The following is a 26,692-nucleotide window of genomic DNA, read 5'->3' as shown; positions in this document are numbered from 1 at the left end:
GGATTATATGGTTGAGGCGAGGGATGGATATTAGTATCCTCGACTCATCTATATTCTACTTAAAATTTCTAAATCTTTGTCATTATATATATTAGATATTTTAGGTTCTGTATTTGCTATATATTTTGCATCTCTAATATTGGAATATGGCGTAAATTCGCTATTTTCTACATCAAATAATACTAACTGCACTACTCTCATACCTGCTTTTAATTTTATCGCATTGTGCCCATTATTCCTCAATTCTAATGTTAAAGTACCGGAATATCCCGGTTGTACTATCGATGCGATATTGATTCCTAATCTATTTATTGATGATCTTGTATATACATGGCTCATAATATTATTAGGCAGTTTTACAAACTCAAAAGTACTTGCTAAGACTAGTTGATTTGGGTAAATAATAAAATCTTGTCCAAAATCTCTATATGTAGTATCAAAAAACCTTTCTATATCATTATTATTTATATCAATATAAGGCTCTCTTGTTTGTCTAGACATTCTAAATATATTGCCTATTCTTAAATCTATACTTGATTCTCCGATCTGTTCTTCATCTAAAATAGGTGTAATTATCAACTTTTTTTCATTTAATAAACTATTAATCTTCTGCTTACTGACTAGTGGCATTAATCCACCTCCTATGAATATTAGATGTTAGCGTTGCTTTTTTTAGAAGACTATTAATCAGATTTTTAACATCGATTTCTTTACTGGCTCCGTTATAACCTCCCATAGTATTCTTTATGTCTTCAGAGTTTAAAATATATGAAATCCATCCTGAATTTATTATACTTACTGAGTTGACTGGAGACCTATCAATTTCATTTGGAGGTATTACCATCGTTATTTTCTCAATTAAAGAATGAATATCTTTAACAAATTCATCACTTTCATATATCAATTCTCCAGAAACACTTTTAATTTCATCCAAAACAAAATCTATTATCCAATCTAGATTACATTTTATATCATTCTCTAAATTTAGTAGATATCTGTTATTTACAATGATACTAATAACATCACTTACCTGATAACTTATAGCTCTAAATGGTGCTGTAGTAGATTCTTCCCATTGCTTTTGATACTCTTCTAATTTAGATAATATTTTGCCGTCAACCTTTTCTAAATATCCAAGTTTAGCTAATGTTGCTATCCGTATATAATTTCTAAAACTATCTCTAGGATGTGTAATTGAAAACTGTTGTAAAAATTGTGATTGACTTTCATTAATATCGCTATAATAAATACTTAAATTCTCACTTGCAAGAAAGCTTGCTAATCCGTAGAATGCGATCCCCAAAATATCTGCCACAGTTTCCTGTATCCAACTTCTCAAAATTATATTTGGAATATTAGATTTTAATATTCTTTTCATCTCTTCTAAATCTTGTGTATATTCCTTCATATGAGAATAAATATTGGAAATGTACTTATCTAAATCAATACTATTAATTATTTGTACTATTGCTTTTTCAGATAATTCTAATGAGTAGTGTAAATCAAAATAATGACCCAATTCATGTGCCATTATAGCTCCTCCCAATATATTATCTTGATGTAGCTTTGGAAATGCTAATTTAATAATATTAATATCTTCTTCTAATACTATTCCACACATTTTCAATGCTTCTTTAAAATTTTTATTCATCAATAATCCTACAGAATAGTTTAACTCCCACTGAGGTTCAGTTATAAAAATATGATCCTTTTCTGTATTATTTAAAAGTTCTCTAATCGGAATCATTATTTCTCTGGGATGGTTTTTAACATCACACTTTGCAATATATCCAACCATATTATAAAAAGCTTGTATCACTTTAGATATTAATTTCAATTCCCAATTATTAATACCATTTTCATTATAATAACTTAATCTTTCATCCAGTTTATTAGCTATATCTGACATATAATTGATAACTATCTCTATATTACTGTCTGGGTAGCTCATTAAAGTTAATTCTTTAAATTTTATTTTTAAAACATCAACTTGTTCTTTTAATGTTATTAATTTATTAGAAATTAAAAAATTCATATTCTCTCCCACACTTTTTAAATTCAGATTCTTTTAAGCTTTTATTATTTAAGAACTTAACCATATTTTTTATATATTTTTCAATAATACTCTTATTATAACAATTCCCTTTTATCATTTTATCTATCTCATATTCTATCTCATCTATATATTGTACTATAGACTGTTTTCGTTCAAATTCACAAATATATCTAATACAATCATATGCATCATTAGGTTTCATATACTCGCATTTTTCATATACACCATTATCATAATTTCTTGCTACACTTAATATTTTTCTTTCAATACTAACTTCAACTTCTGTAATTATTGAATTTCCTTCTATATACTTAAGTAACTTTTGAATTTCATAATCGATTAGAACTTCTCCTAAATCAAAAGCATTTTTCTCCATAAAATCCCCTCCTAATTTAATTATATATTACTCTATATGTCTAGCCAATTCTTTTTCAACTTTATCTATAACATAGTATATTATAACTTCGTTATAAAGTTTCCAAACTAGACTTTGTTAGTATACTCCGTCTATTCTTTCTTATAACATTATTAATTTCTCTAACAAAATTAAAACCCACGTTGAATATTACTTCAACATGGATCTTAATACTATAACTTCTTTAACAAAGTCCTGTATGAAATTTTTGCACCCCGGGATATTCTTTGAAGCCACTCAAAAGCCCTCTTATATCTTCTTCTGTTACCTTCGTAACCGATTGGTTGGCCTCTATTTCTACCAGCTTTCCTTGTAAGTATATCTTCCTATCTTTTAGTTCTTCCATTTTAATCTTAAACTCTTCTTGCATAAATCCATTAGTTATTGCATTTACAATGTTACCTATTTGATTTTCAACTTCCCCTAGTTCCTCTTGAAATACTACTCTTTTATCTTCATCACCTTTATTTTGCCTTCTTAGATTTTCATTAATTCCTTCAACTAGAATCGGTATTGCTTTATAATTAAAAATTCTTGCTTCAAGCTCTGTTAAGACATATTCTTCAATGTAGTCTTTTCTTATTTCCTTGTTGTCGCAAACATTACTGCTTGTGCGTTTTCCGCAACCACATCTATATGATACATATAAAAGCTTGTCTTTAGGTTTTCTACGATTCCCATACATAGAATAATCACATTCACCGCATTTAATTATTCCTGATAGCAGGTAGCTTTCTTTTGCCTTATTAACTGCTTTTGATTTCCTCCTACTTCTAAGAATTTCTTGTGCTTTATCATATAACTCTTTTTATATGATTTTAGGCATACCACCTTCAATTCTAATTATTTCGCTAGAATCTTTTTGTAGATGACTGTTTCTTTTTCCAAAGGCATCTTTTTAGCGGACTTATTAAAAATATAGACTCCTGTGTATTTTTCATTACTTAGAACACTATTAATGCTATTACTTTTAAACATTGCTCATACCTTAGTTTTAAAACCTCTTGCGCTTAGTTCATCTACCATTTGACTTTTGGTATATCCTGTAGCATACATTTCATATATAAGTCTAACACTTTCAAGAATAATAGACTCTGGACTCCCGTCTAGATTTTCTGTAACACTAATAAGCTTTACTCCATTTTGCTTTAATTTTCTCTTATATTGAGCACTAACATACTTATTTCTAGAAAATCTATCTAGCTTATGAACATTTATAGCATCAAAGACATCATTACCACTATCTTTAATCATTTGCTGAAATTCAGGTCTCTTTTCGTTGTAGCTGATTTAGCTTTATCTTGATAGACCTTCACCCTTTCGATATCTACTATATTTTGTGCTATAACTATATATTCACCTAAATCCTCCTCTATATTTCTATTAACACCGTAATTACCTCAAGTATTTCTATAACTTTAAATATCTCTTTAACATCCTCTACTGGATAATCCTTTAATTCTTCTAAATTGCCCTTAAGTAAATATTCTTCATTATAAAACTTATCCTTTCTAAAAAATAACTCCTACATAACTTTTAAATATGTAGGAGTATATTATAACTATAATATATATTTATTAATTAGCTTTATTTCAAATAATACGATTATATAATCTGTAAAATAAATATCTTAATCTTTCGTCCAATCCTTAATAAATAGTGTATCTTCATTTGATAGACTAATAACCTTTTTATCATATAAAATATTTTGACATTCGTTATTAAATTTATTAGTTTCATCTATCGCTATAAAACATTGCTTTTTTTCATTATTATATATTTCTATTATTTTTGACATAGGTAAATTTCCTATATTTTTAAACATTACACTATCATGTATTATAAATGGTAGTATAGTTAATTTTAAAATACTTATATCAAATATAAGTAAGTTAGCATATCCTCTAGCCGTGCCTGTATTATCAGGCAAAGTTAAGGAATATTCTCTTTCATTTATTGTAAATATAGGATATTTATTTGCTTCCCCGTATATATATTTATTTAACTCTTTCATTTTATTATTTATTTTACATTCAATACTATATAATATCTCTTTTTTACTACTTATTAAATTAGCTTCTTTATTTTCCTTCTCTTCCTTATTAGAAATATATTCTTCATATACATCATTCTCTTGCTTCTTTGCATTCAATTGATTTATTAATTCTACAAGTGGTTCTAATAACTTATTAGGAATATTCCTTGCTACATCTGTATCTAATATTTTTTCTTCAATAACTTGAATTTGTTGCTCTATTTCTATTAATCTATCCTCTAACCCTTTTTTAGCTTTATAGAATTCTTCTAATAAAATATTATTTATTCCCTTATGAAATTCTTCTATCTCTTGTAACCTTGTAATATTTACTCCTTCAAAATATTCTTGGAGAGGTTCAAAGCTTTTCTTTTTAATTTGTAAATTACTTTCTATATTCCTCTTTACCCTTTTTAGTTTACTTACAATCATATCTTTTTGTCTCTTAGCTTCATAAAGTTCATTCTGAGATGTTTGATAATTTACATCCAAAAATTCATTAAAGCCAATGGAAAGATTTAGTGCTATTTCATTTAATTTTGTTGAATTTATTTCGATATACTTTTTATTAGCCTCATACTGTTTAACTGTAGGTTTTTTTATATATTTATATTTATTAGCACTATTAATTGCAGAAATTTTTTTATTTAAATCTTTGATACTCTTTTCAATATCTTCAATTACATTATACATACTAAATAATTTTATTAATAAATTAATTCCATCTATTTCTTTAGAATTTATAACCGCTTTTAACGGCTTTGAATTAAAAAAATTCTCTTTTTGTGCTATTCTTGAAAATATGCCTACACAAGAACGGAACTTAATTGAATTATTCTCTTTCATATACATATTATGTAAAAACTTTTTATAATCATCTATAGTCCATGAATCTATTTCGATAAACTTTTCATCACACACATCAATTATTTTAAAATCCTTTGTTTCTCTTCTGAAATAATATTGCTTACTATTAAATTCTAATACATACTCAAAAAAATGATGTCCTAAATTCCTAACTGTATCCTTATTCTTCTCAATATAAGAACTACCTCCAAAAATAAAGTCTATAATCATTAATAATGTTGATTTTCCAATAGAATTTGACCCTTGATTGTCTCCTAACACAACATTCAATCCTTCATGAAAAAAAATAGGTCCTTTCCTAAAAACATTACTTTGTAACTTCTTCAACATATATCTTCCCCCCCTTAACATATTTTATTTTATTTAAAATATATAAAATATCTAACACATATATATATTCTTGAACTTCATTAAAGTGATTTTCACATAATTTATAAATTTCTAATATATCTCTCTTTCCTTCTAAAATTATATTTAGTACTATCGGTAATTTAGATAAAATCGATTCTTCATATGTTCTAAGTTTATTTGGAAATATCATTACGAAAACACCTCACAATTTTGCACAAAAAAGCTTGCTATAATAGTACTTGCAATTCTACTTTTATTTCCTGTTCGTTGATGTATCCATTCAACAATTTGTTCAAATATAATAGTTTGATTCTTATTTATCTTTTTTATCTGTAAATAAAAAACCTTTATTTGTGTCGCTATACTGTCAAATATACCTTCCTCATTATTATCTAACTCTATAAATTTATTTTTTATTTCTGGGAAAAATATTCTTACATAATTTTCTATGGTTATTTTAGTAATCAGTGATAGGCTATCATCAGATTTTTCATTAATCCTCATAGCTGACATAACTAATTCCTCTTTACCTTTATGACTTTCTGAACAACTTTTAGCTAGTAAATTTAACACCTCATTTATCTCATCATCTATAACATAATTCCCATATAGTTCTCTACACTTACGTTCTATGGTTATTTGTTTCTTTATTCTAACTAATCTTCTATATTCTTCTACCATTGTGTACTTATCATGCTTAGTATGACAGGTTGGACATAACATTATTAAATTCTCTATATCATCTACATCTTCTGATAACCTCTCCTCATTTTTAAGTAGCTCTATCTCATACTCTGAAGGACTATGTGGATAAATATGAGCTATTTCAAATAAATTAATAGTTCTTTTGCCCTTCTTCTTAATTAACTTTTCTCCACAAAGTGGACACATCTCATTTACTTCAAACAACAACAATAACTTCTCATCTGGTTTATATTTTTTTCTTTTATTTTCTTGCTTATCTCCCACATGCTTCTCCCCCAGTTTTATAAATTGTATTATATGTATATTTTACCATATTATTAATTTCTAAATTTAATAATTATTCAAAAACTTATTTATACAATAAAGAGACTATCTACAATCCAACAATATGTTGTATTATAAATAATCTCTTTATGTCGGCGAAACATACTCATCTCATCACCTATATTAAATTATCCAAATTTAGTAAAAATCTCATTTACTTATGATATGGTTCTCCGTATAAGTACTAAGTGAGGTTTTTTATTTTAATTTTACTATTTCTTTAGTATCATAATTTGTATAATATTATATAATTTCATCAATAAACTTATAATTATCTACATTATAGTTATTAATAAATAAATTCTTTAATTTTATAAAACTAAATCTATTATTAGGACTTAATTTATTTCTATTCACTACAATTTCTGAAGTATATTTTTAGTAGAATTTCCTTCTTCAAACTATATATATTTTTTTAGTATGCACACAGATGAACATTCTAACTCACAAATTACAATAATCCTTCTTTCTCAAGAATTTTAATAAGGGCTTTTTCTTCTGCCTTATTCCTTGGTTCTCTAGGCAAATCGAATTTATCTATAAAACCAAGTTCTCTCAATCTAAATATTGCATTTAAACTTTCTTGACTGATTGAAACCCACATATCTTGTTTATATAACACATTTGTTTTTATACAACCATCTTGTAAACTTTGCATTGTCTCTTCCATACATATACCACAACTTAGTACTGTTGCATACTTCTTTTTTTCAGCCTCTGCTATTTGCTTAATATCCTCTGTATCAGAAAACATATTAAAACGCTCTCCCTCTACAACATCTTTACCCGAATTGTTAGATGGAAATTTTGCATTCCAAATTTTTGTTTCCATTTCCTTGTCAACTCCATTAGCCAATCTAAACAATTCACTATCAAATACTAGAAAATCTAAAGTCAAGTTATCTGGTAAAAAATCTTTACAAACTTCCCTAATACTCTGCACTTGTATTTTCATATCTTCTGCCATTTCCATCAATGAGCTATACTGTTTTTTCATATACTTGTCATCTTTATGAGCAGCATCTTTGTCTCTTTCATAATAAATAGACTTAATAATTTCATTCTCACATATTTGCTTTTTCGTCTTATGAAAACATTTATCCAAAACAATACATCCATTAATATAAAACTTTCTTCTCGTCTCTCTTACTTTTTCTCTAATATTAATCATAGAAACCTTATCTCCATATTTATATAAATACAGTATTGTATCTACAGACTTTTTTGCATCTATTAAATATCGTGAAATCTCCCATTTATCCATAGTCCTTACTCCTACCTTTCATTTAAAATCTAAATTAACACTTATATATTATCATTTTCTACTTTATTTGCTAAATCAGTTTTTACTGCAATTATATAATCAACGCCATCTGCAAATATAATAGATTCTTTATATTAATTTTTCCGTTAACCATAAATAAAATTATATCACAAAAAAGTATTTTTTTTACAAGCTACTCTAGCCAATAATAACTTATGATACAATATTTTTATCTATAAAAAAATAGCCTTAACCACGTAAATTCAATGGTTAAGGCCAAAACCCTCTGTTATTTATGATACGGTTTACTATTTTTAATTCTGAAATAAACAACCCCCGACAACACATTTCTGTATTGTCGAGGGTTTCATGGTGGAAGCGAGGGGTCGTGCGCATATGTTATTACTAACACCACTGACTATATCTTCCAGATTATGGTAAATCACCTTAATCAGGCTTGGCGTATTATAGAAGCCTTAGTTTAGTTTGTGACTTCTATCCTAGTACTCCATACTAAAAAGCTTAGGAGCCTATGAGTCGATACGAGGCTGTTAAGTTTCCTTACATACCTCTCGGTATTGCCGTCATCGTCACATGGTACGGTTTCACCGATAAAGCCAAGTTTTCACTCAAGAATCACTTCTTGAGGCGACTCTTTTACGAATCGAACCCCTGTCCGAAAGCAGACCAGCCTGACTTTCTACGAGCGTAGTCTATATTTTAACATTCCCTCCACAAGACGCCTATAGACAGGCTTCCTGCTTTAGTAGCTTCATAAATTCCGTTCCTAGGTCAAAGCTTTCCTAGGCTCGGGGCCCCGCTATCGGCGCCAGACACTAAACTGCGGGAAGCTTAGGCTGACGAGCTGCTACTAGGCAGCTAATGCAAAATTGTCTTCTGCGTTTACATTTAGTGCATAGTTGATCACGTGGGACCATGCTTCCCCCGGCTCGCTTATCAAACCCATCTTACCCCCGTCGAAGCCAAAGCGCCCCCATATTATGGGTGATGAATTCGCAAACGCTAATTTTTTCAATATTTAGTTTTCTGAGTTTTAATTATAAACCTTACAAACTTCTCTGTCAAGTTTATAGTGGTGAGTCGTATTTACTAACTCCTCATCACAAATATTATATTACAGCATTAATGAATTTATATCAACAGAGTTATTGATGGCAAAATTGTTTATCACTGATTCATATGGAATTAGTGATAACAATAGTATACTACTCTCAGTTTTCCCACTGCAGAGAAAATCATATTAATTCTATTGGAAATTCACCGAAGTATCATACGTATGAATACATAAAACTCAACGCATCTAATATAATCTTATCTTTGATATTTTAGGTTATGTTTAAGAGTGTTGTTTAAATTAAGTGGTTAGACAGGAGATGCTCTTTGAGCGAGCTATTAGAATTAAATGATTTTGGCAGATGTAATGACGCTCCCAAACTGTACTGTTCGAACGTAGTGAGTTTACAGTTTTAGCCATGGAATATGACAAAATCATATTAATTCTTTGCGCAAGCTCATTAAAGCATCGGATGACTGACTACTTAATTTAACTGCCCACACAAAATCATTTATTCATAAAATTTTTTAAATATTTAATTATAACATTATATATTTATAACATTATAAAATTATAAAATTATATAAATATATAGTAAACATGCGGTTTTGATGGATATTTCACTTATTTTAAGTGTCTCCACTTTGTAACCCTTCATCATATACTAAAGTATGAATTAACAACGGAGGTATATCTATATGAAGTGGGTATTTGTAATAGCGACAGTATTTGTATTTGCGCTAGTTTTTTATTATTCCGTAAACAATGAAAAGACAAGGACGAAGAAAAAAGCATTAAGTTTATATAGGAAGAAGCGGTATGATAAAACTATTTCTTTGCTTGATGCTAAGAGAACTCTCTTAGGCGAAGATTTTTACTATTCCCTCTTGATAGAGATACTGGTAGAAACTAAAGATATAGAAAAAATGCTACAGGCTTGCAAGGAAGCTTTGGATTCTAAAATCGAAAGCAGTATGCTTTATAACAACATAAGCTATGCTTATTTTGAAGCTGAGGATTTTGATAAATCTTTAGAATACGCTGATAAATGTATTAAGCTTAATGATAAGTTTGCAGCTCCTTATGCAAATAAAGGCAACTGTTATTATCTCCTCGGTGACTTAGATAAGGCCTTAGAAAATTTTGATACGGCCTTAAGTATAAATAAAGAGTTACCTGCTGCACTCTATGGCAAAGGTATATGCTTATATATAAGAAAAGATTATACTGAATGCGAAAAGTATCTCTTGAAATATACTAAGCTAAATAAGAAAAGTGTAAACACCTTTAAGATACTTGGTGACTTATATTTTGAAAACAGAGATTTCAGTTCAGCTGCAAAAATGTATGAATCCATAATATCCGTAGACTCCACTCTCCCCTGGGCCTACTATGAACTTGGAAATATACTTTTCTTCGAAGGTGATTTATTCCGCGCCTTAACTTCACTTGATAAAGCTATAGAATTAGATAAAGATTGCTATATTGCCTATTATTATAAGTGTAGGATTTTTTCACTCTTTAGACATATAGATGAAGCTTTTCAGTGTTTAGAAAAAGCTGTTGAAGGCGAAAAATATTTGAAGCTGATCGCTTTTGAAGATAATTTTCTGAATAATCTAAAAATTTATTCTAAATTTAAAGATATTGTAGGGAATAGAAAAACTGATATAATATCTGAACTACAAGTAACTAGTGCAGACGATTAAAAAGTCATGCTCTTTAATGAGCATGACTTTTTAATATTTTGATCTTTCCTTCATTTGTCTTTCAATGTCTCTCTTGTGAGCCTTTTCGAGCATAGTGTCTCTCTTATCATAATTTTTCTTACCCTTACAAACAGCTAAATTAACCTTTACCTTACTACCTTTTAAATAAAGTGCTAACGGCACTAGGGTTAAACCTTCCTGTTGTATAAGTCCTGTAAGTCTTGTTATTTCTTCTTTATGCAAAAGTAGTCTTCTTTCTCTAAGCGGATCAACATTAAAAATATTTCCTTGTTCATAAGGACTTACATGCATGTTTTTTATATAAACTTCACCGTTATATATATCTGCGTAGCAATCTTTAAGATTAGCTTTTCCTGCCCTTATTGATTTAACTTCTGTTCCTACTAGTTCTATTCCAGCTTCCATAGCTTCTTCAACAAAGTAGTCATGTCTGGCTTTTCTATTTTCAGCTAATGTTTTATTATCACTTTTTCTAGCCATATAATCACATCCTAATGGTAATATATTGCCTCTATATTATAATATATTACCCATTTAATAACAAGTTCATAGCCTTCTATTTATTTTATTTTAACAGCTTTACTAGTTTTTCCTTGGCTAACATACCAATATGGTACTGCTAAGAAAAGTGATCCTCCTAGAATATTTCCTAAAGTAACCCAACTTAAATTATGTAGTACAGCACCAAGAGTTAGGGCATCACTATGTGGTAGCATTAGTGCTGCTGAAAATAAAGCCATATTTGCTACCGAATGTTCAAATCCAGCTGTAGCAAAAGCAAATATACACCAAAAAAGCATTATTAGCTTTGCTGTTTCATCTTTTAATCTGTAACATAACCAAACTGCTAAACAAACTATGAAGTTACATAATATAGCTCTTAAAAATAATTGATCTGCAGGGTAATGAGTCTTAGATTCTGCAACCTTTAAAAGATAAGTATCAGCAAGTCCTATTGGAGCTCCACTTTTTACATATATGTATGCAGATACTATAGAACCTGCTAGGTTCCCAAGATAACATACTACCAATAGTTTTATAGTATTCTTCAAACTAATAGTCTTTTCTAACAAACCTACAGTTAAGACAAAGCAGTTACCAGTAAAAAGCTCTCCTCCTGCAAAATATATAAGTCCTAAAGCTATGGAGAAAGTAAGGCCTACAGCCATCTTTCCATAAAGCTTTCCATCCACATTCACTATTCCTGCAGTTGAATATGAAAGAGCAATACCTACTATAACAAAAAATCCTGCTATAAACGCCAATAAGAAATATTTAAAAACACTATCACTAATATAATCACTCTTAACTTCTGATGAGTGAGCAACTTCTTTTATTGCATCCTTGTACATTATACACCTCGTCTTTTAATCGTAATTTAAAAATATCTTATTAAATAATAATAACTATACTTTATGTATCTAAAAATATTATACTGATAATTACTATCATTTTCAACAACTTTATTCTATTTATCTCTTCTAAGATGTATCTGCTACATGAGAAATATATGCCAAAGAACTTCAAATACTAAAACTATTGTAATCCCTAGATTTGCTAACATAGAGCTTATATACTTTTCTACTAAAAAGACTACTCTTTTCATTCTACTTTGTGAAGGATTTGACCTAATCAATGATCTCTACGAAGTAAAAAAGCAGTATGAATAATAAAATTCATACTGCTCTCAGCTTTAAACTATATAAAATTTTTAGTATATATTGCTAAAACTTATTTGCAAATGGTGTATTCCAAGTATTTGAGAAAACATAGTCATTAAAATCCTTCTTAGGATTATGATCCTTTTGCTCGTCACTATGTCCTACAGGTGTCATACCTACAAGCTTGTAATTTTTTGGTGCACCTACAATATTTATTACTTCAGCTTCATTAGCTGCACCTACCCAGCAAGTTGAATATCCTTCTGCAGTAGCAGCTAATATAAAGTGTTCCATTGCTATAGCTCCATCTACTAGATAATACTCTTTACCGTCTATCTCTCCTGATTTGTCTGGAGAAGCTAAAAATACAGCAAGTAGTGGTGCATCCTTTATACCTTTTGATACTTGACCATCATCATTTAGTACAGTATCAGCTATGGTATCCTTTATTTTCTTGTCATCAATTAATATAATCTTGTAGCTACTTTGGTTCTTCCAAGATGGTGACATCATAGCTGCAGTTACCATCCTATTAAGTTTTTCCTTATCTATTGGACCTTGTGTATTGTATTTCTTTATGCTTTGTCTTTCTTCAATAACTTCATAAAATCCCATTGCAATAACCTCCTAGACTTAGATAAAAGTTAAAGAACCACTTCATTTAAATTATTTAAAATAGATTTTATGAAGGGTTCTTTACAACTTTATTATTATCCAATTATAAGTAGTTAATGCTAAGTAATTGCTTATATTTTAATTAGATTTTGGGTATCATGGGATTTGTCTTCACCTTCCCAATAACCTTCTTCAAACTCTTCAAAGATTTCACCATCTTCGTCTTCATCATCAAAATCATTTAGCATTCCTTTTACATCTGGTACAGGAAGATCCATTTCGATCTCACTTTCCGTTGGTATAACATCAAAGTATACTTCTCTGTTATCTATATCAACTCGTGAACATCTTACCGAAATACTGTCTCCTAATCTGTAGATCTTCTTTGTTCTCTCTCCAATCAGCATTAAATGATCTTCATCATATACATAATAATCATCATCTAACTCAGCTATACGTACTAAGCCTTCTATTGTGTTTGGAAGCTCTACAAACATACCAAAGTTTGTCACAGATGATATTACACCTACAAACTCTTGACCTATTCTGTAAGACATATACTCAGCTTTCTTTAAGTCATCAACTTCTCTTTCTGCATCTTGAGCCACTCTTTCCATATCTGAAGATTGCTTTGAAGCAGTATCAACTATCTTCACTAATCTTTCTGATCTCTTTTCATCTATCTTTCCGCGAAGATGTTCTTTTATTATTCTGTGTATTTGTAGGTCAGGATATCTTCTTATTGGTGAAGTAAAATGGCAATAATATTTTGCTGCCAATCCGAAGTGTCCTACACATTCAGGTGCATACTTAGCCTGCATCATACTTCTTAAAAGAAGAGTACTAACCACAGTTTCTTCATTCTTTCCTTTAATCATCTCAAGTACATCTTGAAGATTAGATGGATGGATATCTTGACCCCATCTAACTGTATAACCTAAGTTATATATAAAATTCTTAAATCTCTCTAGCTTTTCTTGATCTGGCTCTTCATGTATTCTATATACAAATGGAGTTTTTGTCCAATACATATATTCAGCTACAGTTTCATTACATACAAGCATGAATTCTTCTATAATTCTATTTGCTATTTCTCTTTCATAAGGTTTAATCTCTATTGGCTTTCCAAGTTCATCTAATATTATCTTAGATTCTTCAAAGTCAAAGTCTATTGCACCTCTTTTTAATCTTCTTTTATTTAATATCAAGCATAGTTCTTCCATAGCTTTAAAATCATCATGAAGATAGTCATATCTCTTTATAAGATCTTCATTTTCGTCTTTTAGTATTGCTGAAACATCTGTATAAGTCATTCTTTCTGAAGTTTTTATAACACTTTCAACTATTTCATGATCCACAACAGTACCTGACTTATCTATAGTCATAATGCAACTTAAAGCCAGTCTATCTACTCTAGGATTAAGCGAACAAATTCCATTTGATAACTTTTTAGGAAGCATAGGTATAACTCTATCTATAAGGTATACTGATGTAGCTCTTTTAAGTGCTTCTTTATCTAAAGGATTTTTTTCTCTAACATAATGGGTTACGTCCGCTATATGAACTCCTAATCTATAGTTTCCACCAGGTAGTCTTTCTATATTAACTGCATCGTCTAAGTCTTTAGCGTCTTCTCCATCAATTGTTACCATTCTTACATTACGTAAATCTCTTCTTCTTTTATATTCTTCTGCTGGTATCTCTTCCTCTATATTCTCAGCATACTCTATTACCTTATCTGGAAATTCTTCTGGGAGTCCATATTTCTTTATTATTGTTAATATGTCTAAGCCCTTATCTCCCTTTTTACCTAAAACTTCAACTACGGCACCTTCTGGATTTCTTCTTTGGTCAGGCCATTTCACGATTTCAACCTGTACTAAATCTCCAGTTTGAGCATTGTTTCTATCATTTTTAGGAATGAATATATCAAACTGCACCCTTTTATCTTCTGGTACAACAAAACCGAAGTTTCTTGAGTCTTCATACACCCCAATTATCTTTTTGTTTACTCTTTCAGTTATTTGAACAATTTCACCTTCGCACTTTTTACCTTTATCATCTTCTTTTAATATCTTTGCTACTACCTTATCGCCATTCATCGCACCATTCATTGATGAACTTGGTATAAATACATCTTTTAAACCTTCTTCATCAGGTATAACAAATCCAAAACCTCTTTGATGAACTTGTATTTTACCTGCTACAAGTCCCATCCTTTCAGGTAGTCCAAATCTATCATGAGCAGTCCTTACTATAAGACCTTCTTTCTCCATAGTCTTAATTGCTCTTTTAAATGCTTTATATTCATCTCTATTTATATCAAAAATTGTTGCCAAATCTTGAATATCCATTGGTCTATAAGCAGGTTCTCTCATGAATGTAAGAAGTGTTTGCTTTATTCCCATAGCATCAGCCTCCATATTAATATTATTTTTTATAAGTTTATTCCTAAAATATTATTGAAATTAGCCATAATATTTATTCTTTATTTTTTCCCTAGAGAATGTCTTTAATACTCAAAAATTAAACTTGAAATAAAATAAAGAAGTGTTAGTCATATTATTTTATTTATATAAACTTGTAAATGTACCAAATTAACATATTTTATGAAAAATCTTATGATTTATCTTAATTATAATTGCATATACTAATTAAAGCAAATAAAGATAAATTAACACAATAATCATAATAAATAGGAATCTAATTCTACAATAATATTAATGATTCTTAATGCTTAATATCATTATAGAAATTAAATTGTTATTGCGGAGATTCTATATGAATAAGCTTTTAGAATTAAATGATTTTCGAAGATAAAATAGCAGTTTAATTCTTACTTTAAAATCTTATTAATTAATAATAGTTTTCTATTGATATTTATTTTTATATGTATTATAATAAATTCATAAGCTACATAGGAGGAAGTCATGAAAAGATACGTTTGCATAGAATGTGGTTATATTTATGACCCAGCTATTGGCGATAGTTCTCAAGATATAGTACCAGGCACAGCTTTTGAAGATTTGCCAGAATACTGGCTTTGCCCAATTTGTGGGGAGCCCTTAGATATGTTTGAAGAACTACAACCTTAGTACTTACTTCCTATTCAAAACCGACCTCACTCTTTTAATACTATTCACAACAAATGAACACTACGGCATTGTCCGTAGTGTTTTTTTGAGCACATCTACCTTTCTGAATAGATATGAAGAAACTTAAAAGTTGTCATACTAGTTTCTAAATATTTTAACTTGATGACTTATTCCTATTCATAAAAAAAGATGCTTGATTTTCTCAAACATCTTTTTAATCTAAATAAGTTTATTTAGAAAACAAGTTAGAAATTATACCTCCATAATTCGCAATAACTGTAGCAAAAACTAAAGAAACTATAGTCATTAGCTTTATTAAGATATTCATTGCAGGACCTGCAGTATCCTTAAATGGATCTCCTACTGTATCCCCTACAACTCCTGCCTTATGCGCAAAACTTCCTTTTCCACCATGAGCTCCAGCTTCTATATACTTCTTTGCATTATCCCAAGCACCTCCTGCATTTGCCATCATTACTGCCATAAGTACACCAGTACCTACTGCTCCAGCGATTGTACCTGCAAGTGCTTCAGTGCCAAATAACATTCCCATAACTATTGGAGCAGCCACAGCTATAATTCCTGGCAATACCATTTGTGTAAGTGCTGCTTGGGTGGATATATCTACACATCTAGTATAATCAGGTTTCTCTGTTCCCTCCATTATTCCTGGATGTTCTCTAAACTGTTTTCTTACTTCTTCTACCATATTATTTGCAGCCTTTCCTACAGCTTCCATAGCAAGTGCAGCAAATATAAAAGGAATCATTGAGCCTATAAGAAGTCCTATAAGAGTAAGAGGATTTAATAAATCTATAACCTTTAGATTTACTGCTTGAGCATAAGACGCAAATAATGCTAATGCAGTTAAAGCCGCAGAACCTATGGCAAAGCCTTTGCCTATAGCTGCTGTGGTATTTCCTACAGAATCTAATTTATCTGTTATATTACGTACTTCTTCAGGCAAGTCAGCCATTTCAGCTATTCCACCAGCATTATCAGCAATAGGTCCATAAGCATCTACCGCAACTGTTGTAGCTGTGGTTGACAGCATGCCTACTGCAGAAAGAGCTATACCATAGAGCCCTAGCATTGAGTCATCTCTTCCACCTATTATAAAGTAAGCTACTAAAATACCTAAGGATATTAGTATTATAGGAGCCACAGTAGATCTCATACCTACTGAAAGCCCTGATATTATATTAGTGGCTGGCCCTGTTTCTGATTGATCTGCTATATTTTGAACATACTTATAATCAGAAGAAGTATAGATTTCAGTTATTTTACCTATAGCAAGCCCTACTAAAATACCAACGATTACAGCGCCAAATGGTTTAAAGCTACCAAACATTGTATTACTGAATATAGCAGAGCCTATTATCATAATAACTCCAGCAATATAAGTACCAGTATTTAATGATTTTTGAGGATTATCTCCCTTTAAATTTTTCACTACTATTGAACCTATAATTGAAGCAATTATACCAACACAGGATACCGCTATTGGAAATAGTATTCCTTCCTTCCCTGAAGTAAGTTTGATAACAGCTCCTAAGGTAATTGCTGAAATTATTGAGCCCACATAACTTTCAAATAAATCAGCTCCCATACCAGCAACATCACCTACATTATCTCCTACATTATCCGCTATAACTGCAGGATTTCTAGGATCATCTTCTGGTATACCAGCTTCAACCTTTCCAACTAAGTCTGCTCCTACATCTGCAGCTTTTGTATAAATACCTCCACCAACTCTTGCAAAGAGTGCTATAGATGAAGCTCCAAATCCAAAACCAGTGATATATTCTACATTCAAATCAAATATTATGGATAGTAGTCCTAGTCCTAGGATTCCTAGGCCTACAACGCACATTCCCATAACCGATCCACCTGAAAATGCTACGATTAAAGCTTCTTGTATTCCTCTCGTAGCAGCTTCAGTAGTTCTTACATTTGCTTTTACTGCAACCTTCATTCCAAAAAAACCTGCACCTATAGAAAACAAGGCACCAATTACAAAGCAAATCGCAGTTTGTATATGAACAAATATTCCGAGACAGATAGCAACAACTACTATAAATACAGCTAGGTATTTATATTCTCTTCTTAAAAAAGCCATTGCACCTTCTTCAATGTATCCAGCTATTTCTTGCATTCTTTCGTTTTTTACCTCTTTCTTAATTATGCTATTACGTAGCATAAAAGCAAAGGCTAAAGCTAGTAGACCTGTAAGGACAGAAACAATTAAATAATTCATACAAATTCCTCCATTTAAGTCTATCAAATACATTATAACATAAATAAAGCTGATTTCCTATGTATCCAAAGCTAAATTTCTGAATATTCAGTTATTTGTGCGAATTATTTCTTTTTTCCTTCGAATATATTTAATATATAAGTTCTAGCAAGTTTATTCATAAAAAGATATAATTTTTATGTTATTTTAGAAATTAGTAAAATATAAAGGCTGACCAAATTTGGTCAGCCTTTATATCAAGCTCATTATACGAAGCTTAGAGCTAATGTATTTGCAGCAAATAATATTGATGCAATTATAGTCACATTTCTAATTGCAGCTTCTTTTGTTCTTCCTTTATTTTTAGAGTAAAAAGTTTCGCTTTTACCTTGGATTAATCCGCTTAGTGCATCAGCTTTGCTTGGTTGTAGTAATACTGATACTATTATGATTATTCCGATAATAACTTCTAATGCTGTTAAAACGTTATGCATTATAGTCACCTCCTGCATTCATTCGCTTTTCATCTTTTTGCATAATTTAACTATACTTTCAACTTTAGGTTAACTTATATAATATAATTATAAATTAAAATATTGCGGATGTATAGATTATAAAACCATACACATATGATTTTATAATATCATACCACAATATTATTTACAATAATTAGTTGCAGAGCATATTGAAAAAGCAGTTACCAATAAGATAACTGCTTATTTACGATTAAGTTAAACTACTTCTTTATATTAAAGAATGCACCTAATCCTCTATACTCTCCAATTTCATCTAATTCTTCTTCAATTCTAAGTAATTGATTATACTTAGCAACTCTTTCTGATCTAGCTGGAGCTCCAGTTTTAATTTGGCCTGCATTAACAGCTACAACAAGATCTGCTATAGTTGTATCTTCAGTTTCACCTGATCTATGAGAAATTACAGCAGTATATCCTGCTCTATTAGCCATCTCTATAGCATTCAAAGTTTCAGTTAAAGTACCGATTTGGTTAAGCTTTATAAGAATTGAATTAGCAACATTTCTCTTTATTCCAGTTGATAATCTTTCAGTGTTAGTTACAAATAAATCATCACCAACTAACTGAATCTTTCCACCTAGCTTAGCAGTTAGGATTTCCCATCCTTCCCAGTCCTCTTCAGCCATACCATCTTCTATTGAGATTATTGGATACTTTTCAACCCAATCAGCTAAGAAGTCAGCCATTTCTGCTGCAGTTAAAGTCTTTCCTTCATGTTCTAACACATACTTACCATCTTTGTAGTATTCTGATGAAGCACAGTCTATAGCTATGAAGATTTCTTCACCTGGTTTGTAACCAGCTTTATTGATAGCTTCTATGATAACTTGTAAAGCTTCTTCATTTGATTTAAGGTTTGGAGCAAATCCACCTTCATCGCCTACACCAGTAGCATATCCTTTATCATTTAATATCTTCTTTAATGTATGATAAACCTCTGCACTCATTCTTAATGCATCACTGAAGCTTTCAGCACCAGCTGGCATTATCATAAACTCTTGTAAGTCTACTGAGTTATCAGCATGCTTTCCACCATTGATTATGTTCATCATAGGTACTGGTAAAACTTTAGCATTAACTCCGCCTATATATTGATATAATGGAAGTCCTAAGTACTTAGCTGCAGCCTCTGCAACTGCTAAAGATACACCTAGTATAGCATTAGCTCCTAACTTACCTTTGTTATCAGTTCCATCTAATACTATTAAACTTTCATCTATTAATGTTTGATCAAAAACATTCATTCCAATAAGCTCTGTTGCTATAGTCTCATTTACGTTTTGAACAGCTTTTAGAACACCTTTACCTTGATATTTAGTTTTGTCATCATCTCTTAATTCAACAGCTTCATAAATACCAGTTGAAGCACCTGATGGAACAGCCGCTCTTCCTATTGTACCATCTTCAAGAACTACTTCTACCTCTATAGTTGGGAAGCATCTTGAATCTAAAATTTGTCTTGCTAATACATCTACGATTTCAACATATTGTTTCATTATTATTTCCTCCTTTATTATCATAGGTAAATAAGTACCTATAGTATTATCTCTAAAAAAGTATTTAACTATTACAAGTTTGTGCATTAATAATATTTTTATTCTTTATATTAGTAAATTATTATTGCATTTCCTCATTTGGTTAAATTTATTATAAATCAAACAATTAACTTTTTCAATCATTTGATAATAATTTTCATTACAATTCACACTAAAATGACAATTTTCTAACAATTCGATTCATTTTATATCTATCTTCTTTATCTTTATATTATATTTACTACATTTTCGTAATTACTTTCATATGTTTTTATAAAAATCAGCATTATTGCTTTTATCTTAACCTGATTCTAATCTGTCTATATAAATAATATTATATAAGCTTAAAGTTATAATCGTATTAATTGTAATTATAAATTTAATTACAATTCTTTATATCTATTATATAGACATGCAACTTTCACTACTTAGAAATAACCTATGTAGTTAATTAGCTTTTATAGAGAATTAACTATAAATATACATTTAACTTACAGCGTATACATCTTTATATAACATGCTTTAAAAAAGTTATAGTAAACTTAGTTCCATAACCCTCTTTACTCTCAACCCTTATGTTGCCATTCTGAGCTTCTATTATGTTCTTTGATATATATAGCCCAATACCTATGCTGCTAGGATTAGTAGAAGATTGACCTTTATAAAATCTTTCAAAAATTCTTGGAAGTTCATCTTCTGATATTCCTTCTCCATTATCTTCAATATTAAATTCTATGAACAATGGATTATCCTCCCAATGAATTTTTACATATCCATCCTCTCTACCATGCTCAACAGCATTTTTTATTATGTTTGAAATAGCTTCTCCAGTCCATTCTTTATCATGAATAAGAGTTGATGATTCATCTCCAGTGACCATAACCTCTATATTTTTAGCTTTTGCTTTAACTTCTATTCCTTCTAATGCTCTAAAAACTGTATCTTTCAACTTATTTTTTTTCATATTAAAATTAATTACCCCTGCATCTAGCCTAGCTAGCTTTAACAGACTTTTTATAAGCCATTCCATTCTATCAAGCTGACTTTTACTCATATTTAAAAACTTATTTTTCTCCTGTTGATCCATATCCTGATCACCTCTCATTATTTCATTAAAGGTTATCAAGGAAGCTAAAGGCGTTTTCAATTGATGAGTTATATCTGCTATTATATCTTTTAAGTTCAACTTTTCTTTATTTAACTTTTCTATGCTTTCCCTAAGTCTTATGGTCATCTGGTTAAATTGATGCCCTAAAATATAGATATCACCTTCATGATCAGCATCAAAATAAGTAGAAAAATCCCCCTCTACAATTCTTTCTGCAGCTAATGAAAATTCTTTTATCTTTTTTAAAATCTGCCCAATATCTAGTAGCAATATCAGATAGATAACAGCTCCAGTAGAAGTTAGCACTATGAGCATATTTCTTATATTAGTTCCATAAGCCTTCATCATTACTGGATTTTTATAAGCTTCTAGGGTTTCATTGTAAGAGTACTTATTTAATACATCTAATCCATACTCATAGTCTTTTTCATAGTTTCTTGTAAAGTTCTTAACTATGTTTTCCTCACTTTGTGGATTTTCCTTTACTAGTGCTCCTACTACTGAAATATTTTGTCTTATTATTTCTTTATTCAAATTATTCATAGTATGAAGATTTAGTGCAAGAACAACTATTAAGAGTAAACAAAATAGAAAGGCGAATTTAAATGTAAATCTCTTAATTTCTCTATTATTAAAGAGCTCCATTCTTCCTTACCTCTTCCTTCCACCTATATCCAAAACCTCTTATGGTTTCTATATATCTACTTGCTTTTATATCTTCCTCAAGCTTTTCTCTAAGCCTCTTTATATATACATTTAAAGTATTCCCATCTACAAAGCTTCCATCACAATCCCAAAGCTTTTCAAGTATTGTATTCCTTGGTAATACATTTCCTTTGTTCTCCATCAAAAGAAGTAAAAGCTTATACTCTGCAGTAGTAAGCTGAACCTCTACTTTATTTACATAAACCTTACACTTCAAAGGCTCCACTATTATGTCTCCAGATATTAGTCTTGAACTATCAGATTCTTTTTCTAGCCCTCTTCTCCTCATAACTGCGTTTATTCTAGATACAAGTTCTTTTATCCTCACTGGCTTAGTTATGTAATCATCTCCACCTATATCTAATCCCATGACAATATTACTTTCCTCTTCCAAGGCGGTCATAAATATTATAGGTACATTACTCTTTTCTCTTACCTCTTTACAAAACTCATACCCATTCCCATCTGGCAGCATTATATCTAACAAAATAATATCTATATCATCACTAAATTGCATTCTTGATTCTTTAAGGTTCTTGCATACCTTAACTTGGAACTCTTCTTTTTTCAATGCATATTCCATCCCCATTGATAATGCCATATCATCTTCCACAAGTAAAATATTCATATATATCTCCCTTCCCATTAAAAACATACTTCTCATGTAAAAAACATCTTATAAGTTCTCAAAATGAAGTAACTACTTTAAATCAATGATATCTTTATTATATCAACTAACTGTGTTTTATGTAAAAAAATTCAACCTATGCATATAAAATACCTCAGTATCTTTGACTATGCATAAGTTAAATTTTATTTCTTACTTTTATATTTTTAGTTACTCTATTCTTCTAGCCTTAAGCTCTCCATAATATTCATATCATTTAATCTTCTCAGCGGTATAAGTGCTGCTAAGAAGGTTATTGTTATGACCCCAAGGATTCCAAGGATGTAAGACCACGGATCTTGCTTATATGCTACATCAATTACATTATTCATAGGAGCCATGAGCCATTTTACCAAACCATAAGAAACTATAACACCTAATATGGAAGCTAGTATTCCATACAAAGTTCCTTCAAGTAAAACAAGCTTTCTAAATTGTTTTTTTGTCATTCCAATGGCTTTAAAAATAGCGAATTCTCTCTTTCTTACAAGAAGGTTTATAGTTATTATATTTACTATATTAACTATACCTATAAGGCTTATTAGTGTTATAAAGCCGTAAATTAACACTGATATTTGAAACAATAAATTTCTCGTCTTATCCATCTGTTTAAACAAGTCACTATATTCACTATTTAAACTTTCAGCTTTTGCAGAGAATTTATCAAATAAATTTTCACTAGCTTCTTTATTGGTAAATTTTAAAGCTATATTATTATAATCTTTAGTACTTAATAGCTTTGAATAGTTTTCATTAGACAAAATAAACATCACACTATTTACTAAAGTTTCATGAAATACTGGCTCTTCCTCTACTACCCCAACCACTGTGAAGTCAGTATATTTATCTTTATCAACTAATATCTTTGCTTCTTGAAGCTTATCGCCATTTAACTTGTCAATATTAATATCTGGCAGCTTAATTTTATCTCCTACTTTATAATTAGTTAAATCACTATAGGTTATCTTCCCCTTTGATGAAACTCCTTTACTTGTATTTATCACTATAACTCCATTTTTCAAGTCATTATAAGTTGGATTTCCTGCTTTAAGCTTATCCTTAACATATTTAAAGGCATTCTCGTCATAACTTATTATTGCTGAAGAAACCAACGCCTTTTCCTTATAGTGTGTTAGTTGATCCTTTTGTCCTGTCTTATTCCAATAATTATTATCTATTCTATCCTTGTCAACAGGTATAGTTGCTGGAGTAAGGTTCATTTTAAATACTTCACCTACCCCATCATAGCTTTTAATCTCATCTACAAAGCTATCATTAAAGCCTTCTGCACCTTTTTTTGAGAACATAGAGTCAAATACAGTAGCTTTATATATTTCTCCAGTAGTAATCTTAATATAGCTTATAAAATTAGAGAAGAAAATAAACATTATAATTGATACCATAAGCGAGGCTATAGTTATCCAAAACTTCTTTGGGCTTCTTCTTATATTCTTATAAGCAACTTGCCCCTCAAACTTAAATAATAGCTTTGTTAGCACCGCTCTTCTTCTCTTTAGCTTCTCTCTTTTAACTGTTGCAGTACCTCTAACAGCCTCTATTGGTGAGACCTTTGAAGCTTTTATGGCTGGTATAAGTACTGAAATAAAAACAGTAATTATTCCTAATACTATAGTTGATATTATAACCTGTGGATACAGTGTTGGCTTACCACCCATAATCTCTTCAATATCCCCTATCACAAGAAAGGTTATATATATACCTAAGTATCCTGCTATAATACCTATTGGAATAGATATTATACTCATGAATGCTGCTTCTTTAAACACCAATCTTCTTATCTGCTTTTTAGTTGCCCCAATGGATCTAAGTATTCCAAAATGCTTTATTCTTTCAGCAACAGATATATTGAAGGCATTATATATAACAACTACTGTACAAACAACCACAAAGGTTACTATGGTAATAAACATTTTTATCAGTGCATCATTTCTCATAGAAATCTCACCTTGTCCATATAAGTACAATAGGTCATTATTAAATTCCACCTTACAATCTGAATCCTTTGCTACTTCTCTGCCAACACTAATCTTACTCTTTTTATCCTTTAAGGTAGAATAGTAATTATAGCTTTCTCCTTGCTCTAATTTATCTAAGTAGCTGATAGCACTATACGAATCATTCTTCATAATTCTTTCGTTCTCATAAGCTCCAACAACAGTATATTTTTTAACTTCTTCTAATATCTTTCCGTCCTGAGTAGTTATATTTACTATTACAGAAAGATTATCATTTTTCTCTTTCAAAAGCTTATATAATCTATTTTCTACTATTATTTCATCCTTAGCTTTAGGATATCTGCCATTCACTAATTTTACTTTAAATACACTATCAAAAGCTTCCTTATCATAAGCAATGACATTAAGAAGTTTCTTATTTTCTGCATTGCTGTTTAACTTAAATGAAAATTCCCCCAAATCTGCTTCCGTTCCACCGTAACTTATCTGCGCATTGTTCTTAATTACTTCTAATTTATCCTTATTGAGGTCAATAAATTTCGCCTCATAATTACCAAACTGATCTTTTACCTGCTGAATTCTACCATTAATACTACTGTAATATATTGTGGCTATAGCCGAAAACATAGTTATAGAAACTATTATTCCAAGGATAGTTAATATGGTCCTTTTCTTATGCTCTTTTAAGTACCTTGATGTTATATCAGAATATTTTCTCATATATTCATCACCTCATTATTAACAATCTTTCCATCAACTATAGTTAAAACTCTATCAGCCATCTTAGCTATGTTTAAATCATGAGTTATAAGTATCAAGGTTTGGTTATATTTCTTTACCGAATATCTTAAAAGCTCCATTATTTCCTTGGAATTTTTCGTATCTAGATTTCCTGTTGGCTCATCTGCTAGTATTATAGAAGGTTTATTAGCCAAAGCTCTCCCAATTGATACTCTCTGTTGCTGTCCCCCTGATAGCTCTGACGGAAGGTGATTTTTTCTATCTTTCACTCCAAGAATCTCTAAAATTTCTTCTATATATTTTTTGTCTGGCTTTCTATTATCTAATAATACAGGCATTGTTATGTTTTCTTCTGCTGTAAGCACAGGTATTAAATTATAGAACTGAAAAACAAAACCAACCTTACGCCTTCTTAATATAGATAGTTCTTCTTCTTTTAATCCATATATGTCTATACCATCTATATAAACCTTACCTGAAGTCGGGTTATCCACTCCTCCTAATAGATGAAGTAGAGTACTTTTTCCCGACCCACTAGGTCCAACTATAGCTAGAAACTCTCCCTTATTTACTGAAAAATTCACACAATCTAATGCAGCAATTTCATTATTTCCCTTTCCATATTTTTTTGTTAGATTCTCAACTCTTAATATCTCCATGATTACCTCCAAATTATATATGTTATCTTCCTAAGTCTCATATACCTAATTTACATAATTACTTTGTTCTCTTTCACAGAAATCCTACCGATTTAACAGTGATAACTAATTTCTATACCTTTATCATAAAATACTAAAATTACAATTAGCTAAAATCTTAAATTACAATATTGTAATTTATGCACTAAGTTAACTTAAATGTATATCTGCTTTTCTAAAACAATAAACTCCTAGCCTTAATGTCAGCTCAGCACCTTATGCAAATTAGTGCAAAAATATATAATTTAATGCAATCATTTTCTAATAAACAAAAACATGTTTATATCGTTGCAAATC

23 protein-coding genes and 1 other RNA gene are annotated in these 26,692 nt (G+C 30.1%); 2 read left to right on the top strand and 22 right to left on the bottom strand.

What is annotated here, in order from left to right; translation table 11 throughout:
• Positions 1-48 precede the first annotated feature (48 nt).
• The 11 genes from dcd to ssrA all read right to left on the bottom strand — a co-directional run bounded on the left by dcd (position 49) and on the right by ssrA (position 9,005).
• A complete protein-coding gene (gene dcd / locus JHL18_RS03550) occupies positions 49-630 on the bottom strand; it encodes a dCTP deaminase (RefSeq protein ID WP_200266257.1) in 582 nt (193 codons plus the stop codon).
• A complete protein-coding gene (locus JHL18_RS03545) occupies positions 614-2,035 on the bottom strand; it encodes a hypothetical protein (protein ID WP_200266256.1) in 1,422 nt (473 codons plus the stop codon). Before JHL18_RS03545 ends, dcd begins: the two co-directional genes overlap by 17 nt.
• Positions 2,016-2,432 (bottom strand): hypothetical protein, encoded by a 417-nt coding sequence (locus JHL18_RS03540; RefSeq protein ID WP_200266255.1) that lies wholly within the window; start codon positions 2,430-2,432, stop codon positions 2,016-2,018. Before JHL18_RS03540 ends, JHL18_RS03545 begins: the two co-directional genes overlap by 20 nt.
• Positions 2,433-2,655: 223 nt before the next feature.
• Positions 2,656-3,156, bottom strand: coding sequence for a recombinase zinc ribbon domain-containing protein (locus JHL18_RS25795; RefSeq protein ID WP_243277776.1), 501 nt, complete (start codon positions 3,154-3,156; stop codon positions 2,656-2,658).
• A 158-nt stretch (positions 3,157-3,314) separates the two neighbouring features.
• Complete coding sequence (locus JHL18_RS26420) at positions 3,315-3,449, bottom strand: recombinase family protein (protein WP_338025439.1); 135 nt, start codon at positions 3,447-3,449, stop codon at positions 3,315-3,317.
• Between the two features lie 3 nt (positions 3,450-3,452).
• Positions 3,453-3,725 (bottom strand): recombinase family protein, encoded by a 273-nt coding sequence (locus JHL18_RS25790; protein ID WP_243277775.1) that lies wholly within the window; start codon positions 3,723-3,725, stop codon positions 3,453-3,455.
• Between the two features lie 376 nt (positions 3,726-4,101).
• Positions 4,102-5,703: a DUF2326 domain-containing protein gene (locus JHL18_RS03530; protein ID WP_200266254.1), complete on the bottom strand. Its 1,602-nt coding sequence runs from the start codon at positions 5,701-5,703 to the stop codon at positions 4,102-4,104.
• The gene (locus JHL18_RS03525) at positions 5,681-5,914 is read right to left on the bottom strand and encodes an ABC-three component system middle component 7 (protein WP_200266253.1); all 234 of its coding nucleotides are present in this window, start codon (positions 5,912-5,914) and stop codon (positions 5,681-5,683) included. The genes JHL18_RS03530 and JHL18_RS03525 overlap by 23 nt, the downstream gene beginning before the upstream one ends.
• A complete protein-coding gene (locus tag JHL18_RS03520; RefSeq protein WP_200266252.1) occupies positions 5,914-6,693 on the bottom strand; it encodes an ABC-three component system protein in 780 nt (259 codons plus the stop codon). The genes JHL18_RS03525 and JHL18_RS03520 overlap by 1 nt, the downstream gene beginning before the upstream one ends.
• 511 nt (positions 6,694-7,204) lie before the next feature.
• Complete coding sequence (locus JHL18_RS03515; RefSeq protein ID WP_200266251.1) at positions 7,205-8,017, bottom strand: hypothetical protein; 813 nt, start codon at positions 8,015-8,017, stop codon at positions 7,205-7,207.
• Between the two features lie 660 nt (positions 8,018-8,677).
• Positions 8,678-9,005: a transfer-messenger RNA gene (gene ssrA / locus JHL18_RS03510) on the bottom strand.
• A 785-nt stretch (positions 9,006-9,790) separates the two neighbouring features.
• Here ssrA and JHL18_RS03505 point away from each other — a divergent pair.
• Complete coding sequence (locus JHL18_RS03505) at positions 9,791-10,801, top strand: tetratricopeptide repeat protein (RefSeq protein ID WP_200266250.1); 1,011 nt, start codon at positions 9,791-9,793, stop codon at positions 10,799-10,801.
• A 30-nt stretch (positions 10,802-10,831) separates the two neighbouring features.
• On the opposite strand, the gene smpB is transcribed toward JHL18_RS03505, so the two are convergent.
• From smpB to rnr, 4 genes are all read right to left on the bottom strand, one after another.
• Positions 10,832-11,302 (bottom strand): SsrA-binding protein SmpB, encoded by a 471-nt coding sequence (smpB, locus tag JHL18_RS03500; RefSeq protein ID WP_200266249.1) that lies wholly within the window; start codon positions 11,300-11,302, stop codon positions 10,832-10,834.
• Positions 11,303-11,382: 80 nt separating this feature from the next.
• Positions 11,383-12,174 carry a formate/nitrite transporter family protein gene (locus JHL18_RS03495; RefSeq protein ID WP_200266248.1) on the bottom strand — a complete coding sequence of 264 codons (792 nt, stop codon included), beginning with the start codon at positions 12,172-12,174 and terminating at the stop codon, positions 11,383-11,385.
• Between the two features lie 372 nt (positions 12,175-12,546).
• Positions 12,547-13,098 (bottom strand): nitroreductase family protein, encoded by a 552-nt coding sequence (locus JHL18_RS03490; RefSeq protein ID WP_200266247.1) that lies wholly within the window; start codon positions 13,096-13,098, stop codon positions 12,547-12,549.
• A gap of 131 nt (positions 13,099-13,229) precedes the next feature.
• Positions 13,230-15,506 carry a ribonuclease R gene (gene rnr, locus JHL18_RS03485; protein ID WP_200266246.1) on the bottom strand — a complete coding sequence of 759 codons (2,277 nt, stop codon included), beginning with the start codon at positions 15,504-15,506 and terminating at the stop codon, positions 13,230-13,232.
• Positions 15,507-16,028: 522 nt separating this feature from the next.
• Between rnr and JHL18_RS03480 the strand changes: the two genes are divergently transcribed.
• Positions 16,029-16,193 carry a rubredoxin gene (locus tag JHL18_RS03480; protein WP_200266245.1) on the top strand — a complete coding sequence of 55 codons (165 nt, stop codon included), beginning with the start codon at positions 16,029-16,031 and terminating at the stop codon, positions 16,191-16,193.
• 229 nt (positions 16,194-16,422) lie between these two features.
• On the opposite strand, the gene JHL18_RS03475 is transcribed toward JHL18_RS03480, so the two are convergent.
• The 7 genes from JHL18_RS03475 to JHL18_RS03445 all read right to left on the bottom strand — a co-directional run bounded on the left by JHL18_RS03475 (position 16,423) and on the right by JHL18_RS03445 (position 26,356).
• On the bottom strand, positions 16,423-18,450 hold the full coding sequence (locus JHL18_RS03475) for a sodium-translocating pyrophosphatase (protein ID WP_200266244.1): 2,028 nt from the start codon (positions 18,448-18,450) through the stop codon (positions 16,423-16,425).
• A gap of 245 nt (positions 18,451-18,695) precedes the next feature.
• Positions 18,696-18,923 carry a preprotein translocase subunit SecG gene (secG, locus tag JHL18_RS03470; protein WP_200266243.1) on the bottom strand — a complete coding sequence of 76 codons (228 nt, stop codon included), beginning with the start codon at positions 18,921-18,923 and terminating at the stop codon, positions 18,696-18,698.
• A 242-nt stretch (positions 18,924-19,165) separates the two neighbouring features.
• The gene (eno, locus tag JHL18_RS03465) at positions 19,166-20,461 is read right to left on the bottom strand and encodes a phosphopyruvate hydratase (RefSeq protein ID WP_200266242.1); all 1,296 of its coding nucleotides are present in this window, start codon (positions 20,459-20,461) and stop codon (positions 19,166-19,168) included.
• Between the two features lie 547 nt (positions 20,462-21,008).
• Positions 21,009-22,253: a HAMP domain-containing sensor histidine kinase gene (locus JHL18_RS03460; protein ID WP_200266241.1), complete on the bottom strand. Its 1,245-nt coding sequence runs from the start codon at positions 22,251-22,253 to the stop codon at positions 21,009-21,011.
• Positions 22,240-22,941: a response regulator transcription factor gene (locus tag JHL18_RS03455; RefSeq protein WP_200266240.1), complete on the bottom strand. Its 702-nt coding sequence runs from the start codon at positions 22,939-22,941 to the stop codon at positions 22,240-22,242. Before JHL18_RS03455 ends, JHL18_RS03460 begins: the two co-directional genes overlap by 14 nt.
• A gap of 215 nt (positions 22,942-23,156) precedes the next feature.
• Positions 23,157-25,676 (bottom strand): ABC transporter permease, encoded by a 2,520-nt coding sequence (locus JHL18_RS03450; RefSeq protein WP_200266239.1) that lies wholly within the window; start codon positions 25,674-25,676, stop codon positions 23,157-23,159.
• Positions 25,673-26,356, bottom strand: coding sequence for an ABC transporter ATP-binding protein (locus JHL18_RS03445; protein ID WP_200266238.1), 684 nt, complete (start codon positions 26,354-26,356; stop codon positions 25,673-25,675). Before JHL18_RS03445 ends, JHL18_RS03450 begins: the two co-directional genes overlap by 4 nt.
• Positions 26,357-26,692: the final 336 nt, after the last annotated feature.

Source organism: Clostridium yunnanense, from assembly GCF_016595795.1.
Lineage (GTDB): Bacteria > Bacillota > Clostridia > Clostridiales > Clostridiaceae > Clostridium_AR > Clostridium_AR yunnanense.
The sequence above is the reverse complement of the archived record's forward strand: the minus strand, read 5'-3'. Positions and strand labels throughout refer to the sequence as shown.

Bases quoted from the DNA above. Each gene is read 5' to 3' on its own strand.
- JHL18_RS03475 (WP_200266244.1), bottom strand. From the start codon at position 18,450: ATGAATTATTTAATTGTTTCTGTCCTTACAGGTCTACTAGCTTTAGCC.
- secG (WP_200266243.1), bottom strand. From the start codon at position 18,923: ATGCATAACGTTTTAACAGCATTAGAAGTTATTATCGGAATAATCATA.
- JHL18_RS26420 (WP_338025439.1), bottom strand. From the start codon at position 3,449: ATGTTTAAAAGTAATAGCATTAATAGTGTTCTAAGTAATGAAAAATAC.
- eno (WP_200266242.1), bottom strand. From the start codon at position 20,461: ATGAAACAATATGTTGAAATCGTAGATGTATTAGCAAGACAAATTTTA.
- JHL18_RS03515 (WP_200266251.1), bottom strand. From the start codon at position 8,017: ATGGATAAATGGGAGATTTCACGATATTTAATAGATGCAAAAAAGTCT.
- JHL18_RS03545 (WP_200266256.1), bottom strand. From the start codon at position 2,035: ATGAATTTTTTAATTTCTAATAAATTAATAACATTAAAAGAACAAGTT.
- JHL18_RS03480 (WP_200266245.1), top strand. From the start codon at position 16,029: ATGAAAAGATACGTTTGCATAGAATGTGGTTATATTTATGACCCAGCT.
- JHL18_RS03495 (WP_200266248.1), bottom strand. From the start codon at position 12,174: ATGTACAAGGATGCAATAAAAGAAGTTGCTCACTCATCAGAAGTTAAG.
- JHL18_RS03525 (WP_200266253.1), bottom strand. From the start codon at position 5,914: ATGATATTTCCAAATAAACTTAGAACATATGAAGAATCGATTTTATCT.
- JHL18_RS03455 (WP_200266240.1), bottom strand. From the start codon at position 22,941: ATGAATATTTTACTTGTGGAAGATGATATGGCATTATCAATGGGGATG.
- JHL18_RS03450 (WP_200266239.1), bottom strand. From the start codon at position 25,676: ATGAGAAAATATTCTGATATAACATCAAGGTACTTAAAAGAGCATAAG.
- JHL18_RS25790 (WP_243277775.1), bottom strand. From the start codon at position 3,725: ATGATTAAAGATAGTGGTAATGATGTCTTTGATGCTATAAATGTTCAT.
- smpB (WP_200266249.1), bottom strand. From the start codon at position 11,302: ATGGCTAGAAAAAGTGATAATAAAACATTAGCTGAAAATAGAAAAGCC.
- JHL18_RS03460 (WP_200266241.1), bottom strand. From the start codon at position 22,253: ATGGAGCTCTTTAATAATAGAGAAATTAAGAGATTTACATTTAAATTC.
- dcd (WP_200266257.1), bottom strand. From the start codon at position 630: ATGCCACTAGTCAGTAAGCAGAAGATTAATAGTTTATTAAATGAAAAA.
- JHL18_RS03490 (WP_200266247.1), bottom strand. From the start codon at position 13,098: ATGGGATTTTATGAAGTTATTGAAGAAAGACAAAGCATAAAGAAATAC.
- JHL18_RS03530 (WP_200266254.1), bottom strand. From the start codon at position 5,703: ATGTTGAAGAAGTTACAAAGTAATGTTTTTAGGAAAGGACCTATTTTT.
- JHL18_RS03505 (WP_200266250.1), top strand. From the start codon at position 9,791: ATGAAGTGGGTATTTGTAATAGCGACAGTATTTGTATTTGCGCTAGTT.
- JHL18_RS03540 (WP_200266255.1), bottom strand. From the start codon at position 2,432: ATGGAGAAAAATGCTTTTGATTTAGGAGAAGTTCTAATCGATTATGAA.
- JHL18_RS03445 (WP_200266238.1), bottom strand. From the start codon at position 26,356: ATGGAGATATTAAGAGTTGAGAATCTAACAAAAAAATATGGAAAGGGA.
- rnr (WP_200266246.1), bottom strand. From the start codon at position 15,506: ATGGGAATAAAGCAAACACTTCTTACATTCATGAGAGAACCTGCTTAT.
- JHL18_RS25795 (WP_243277776.1), bottom strand. From the start codon at position 3,156: ATGTATGGGAATCGTAGAAAACCTAAAGACAAGCTTTTATATGTATCA.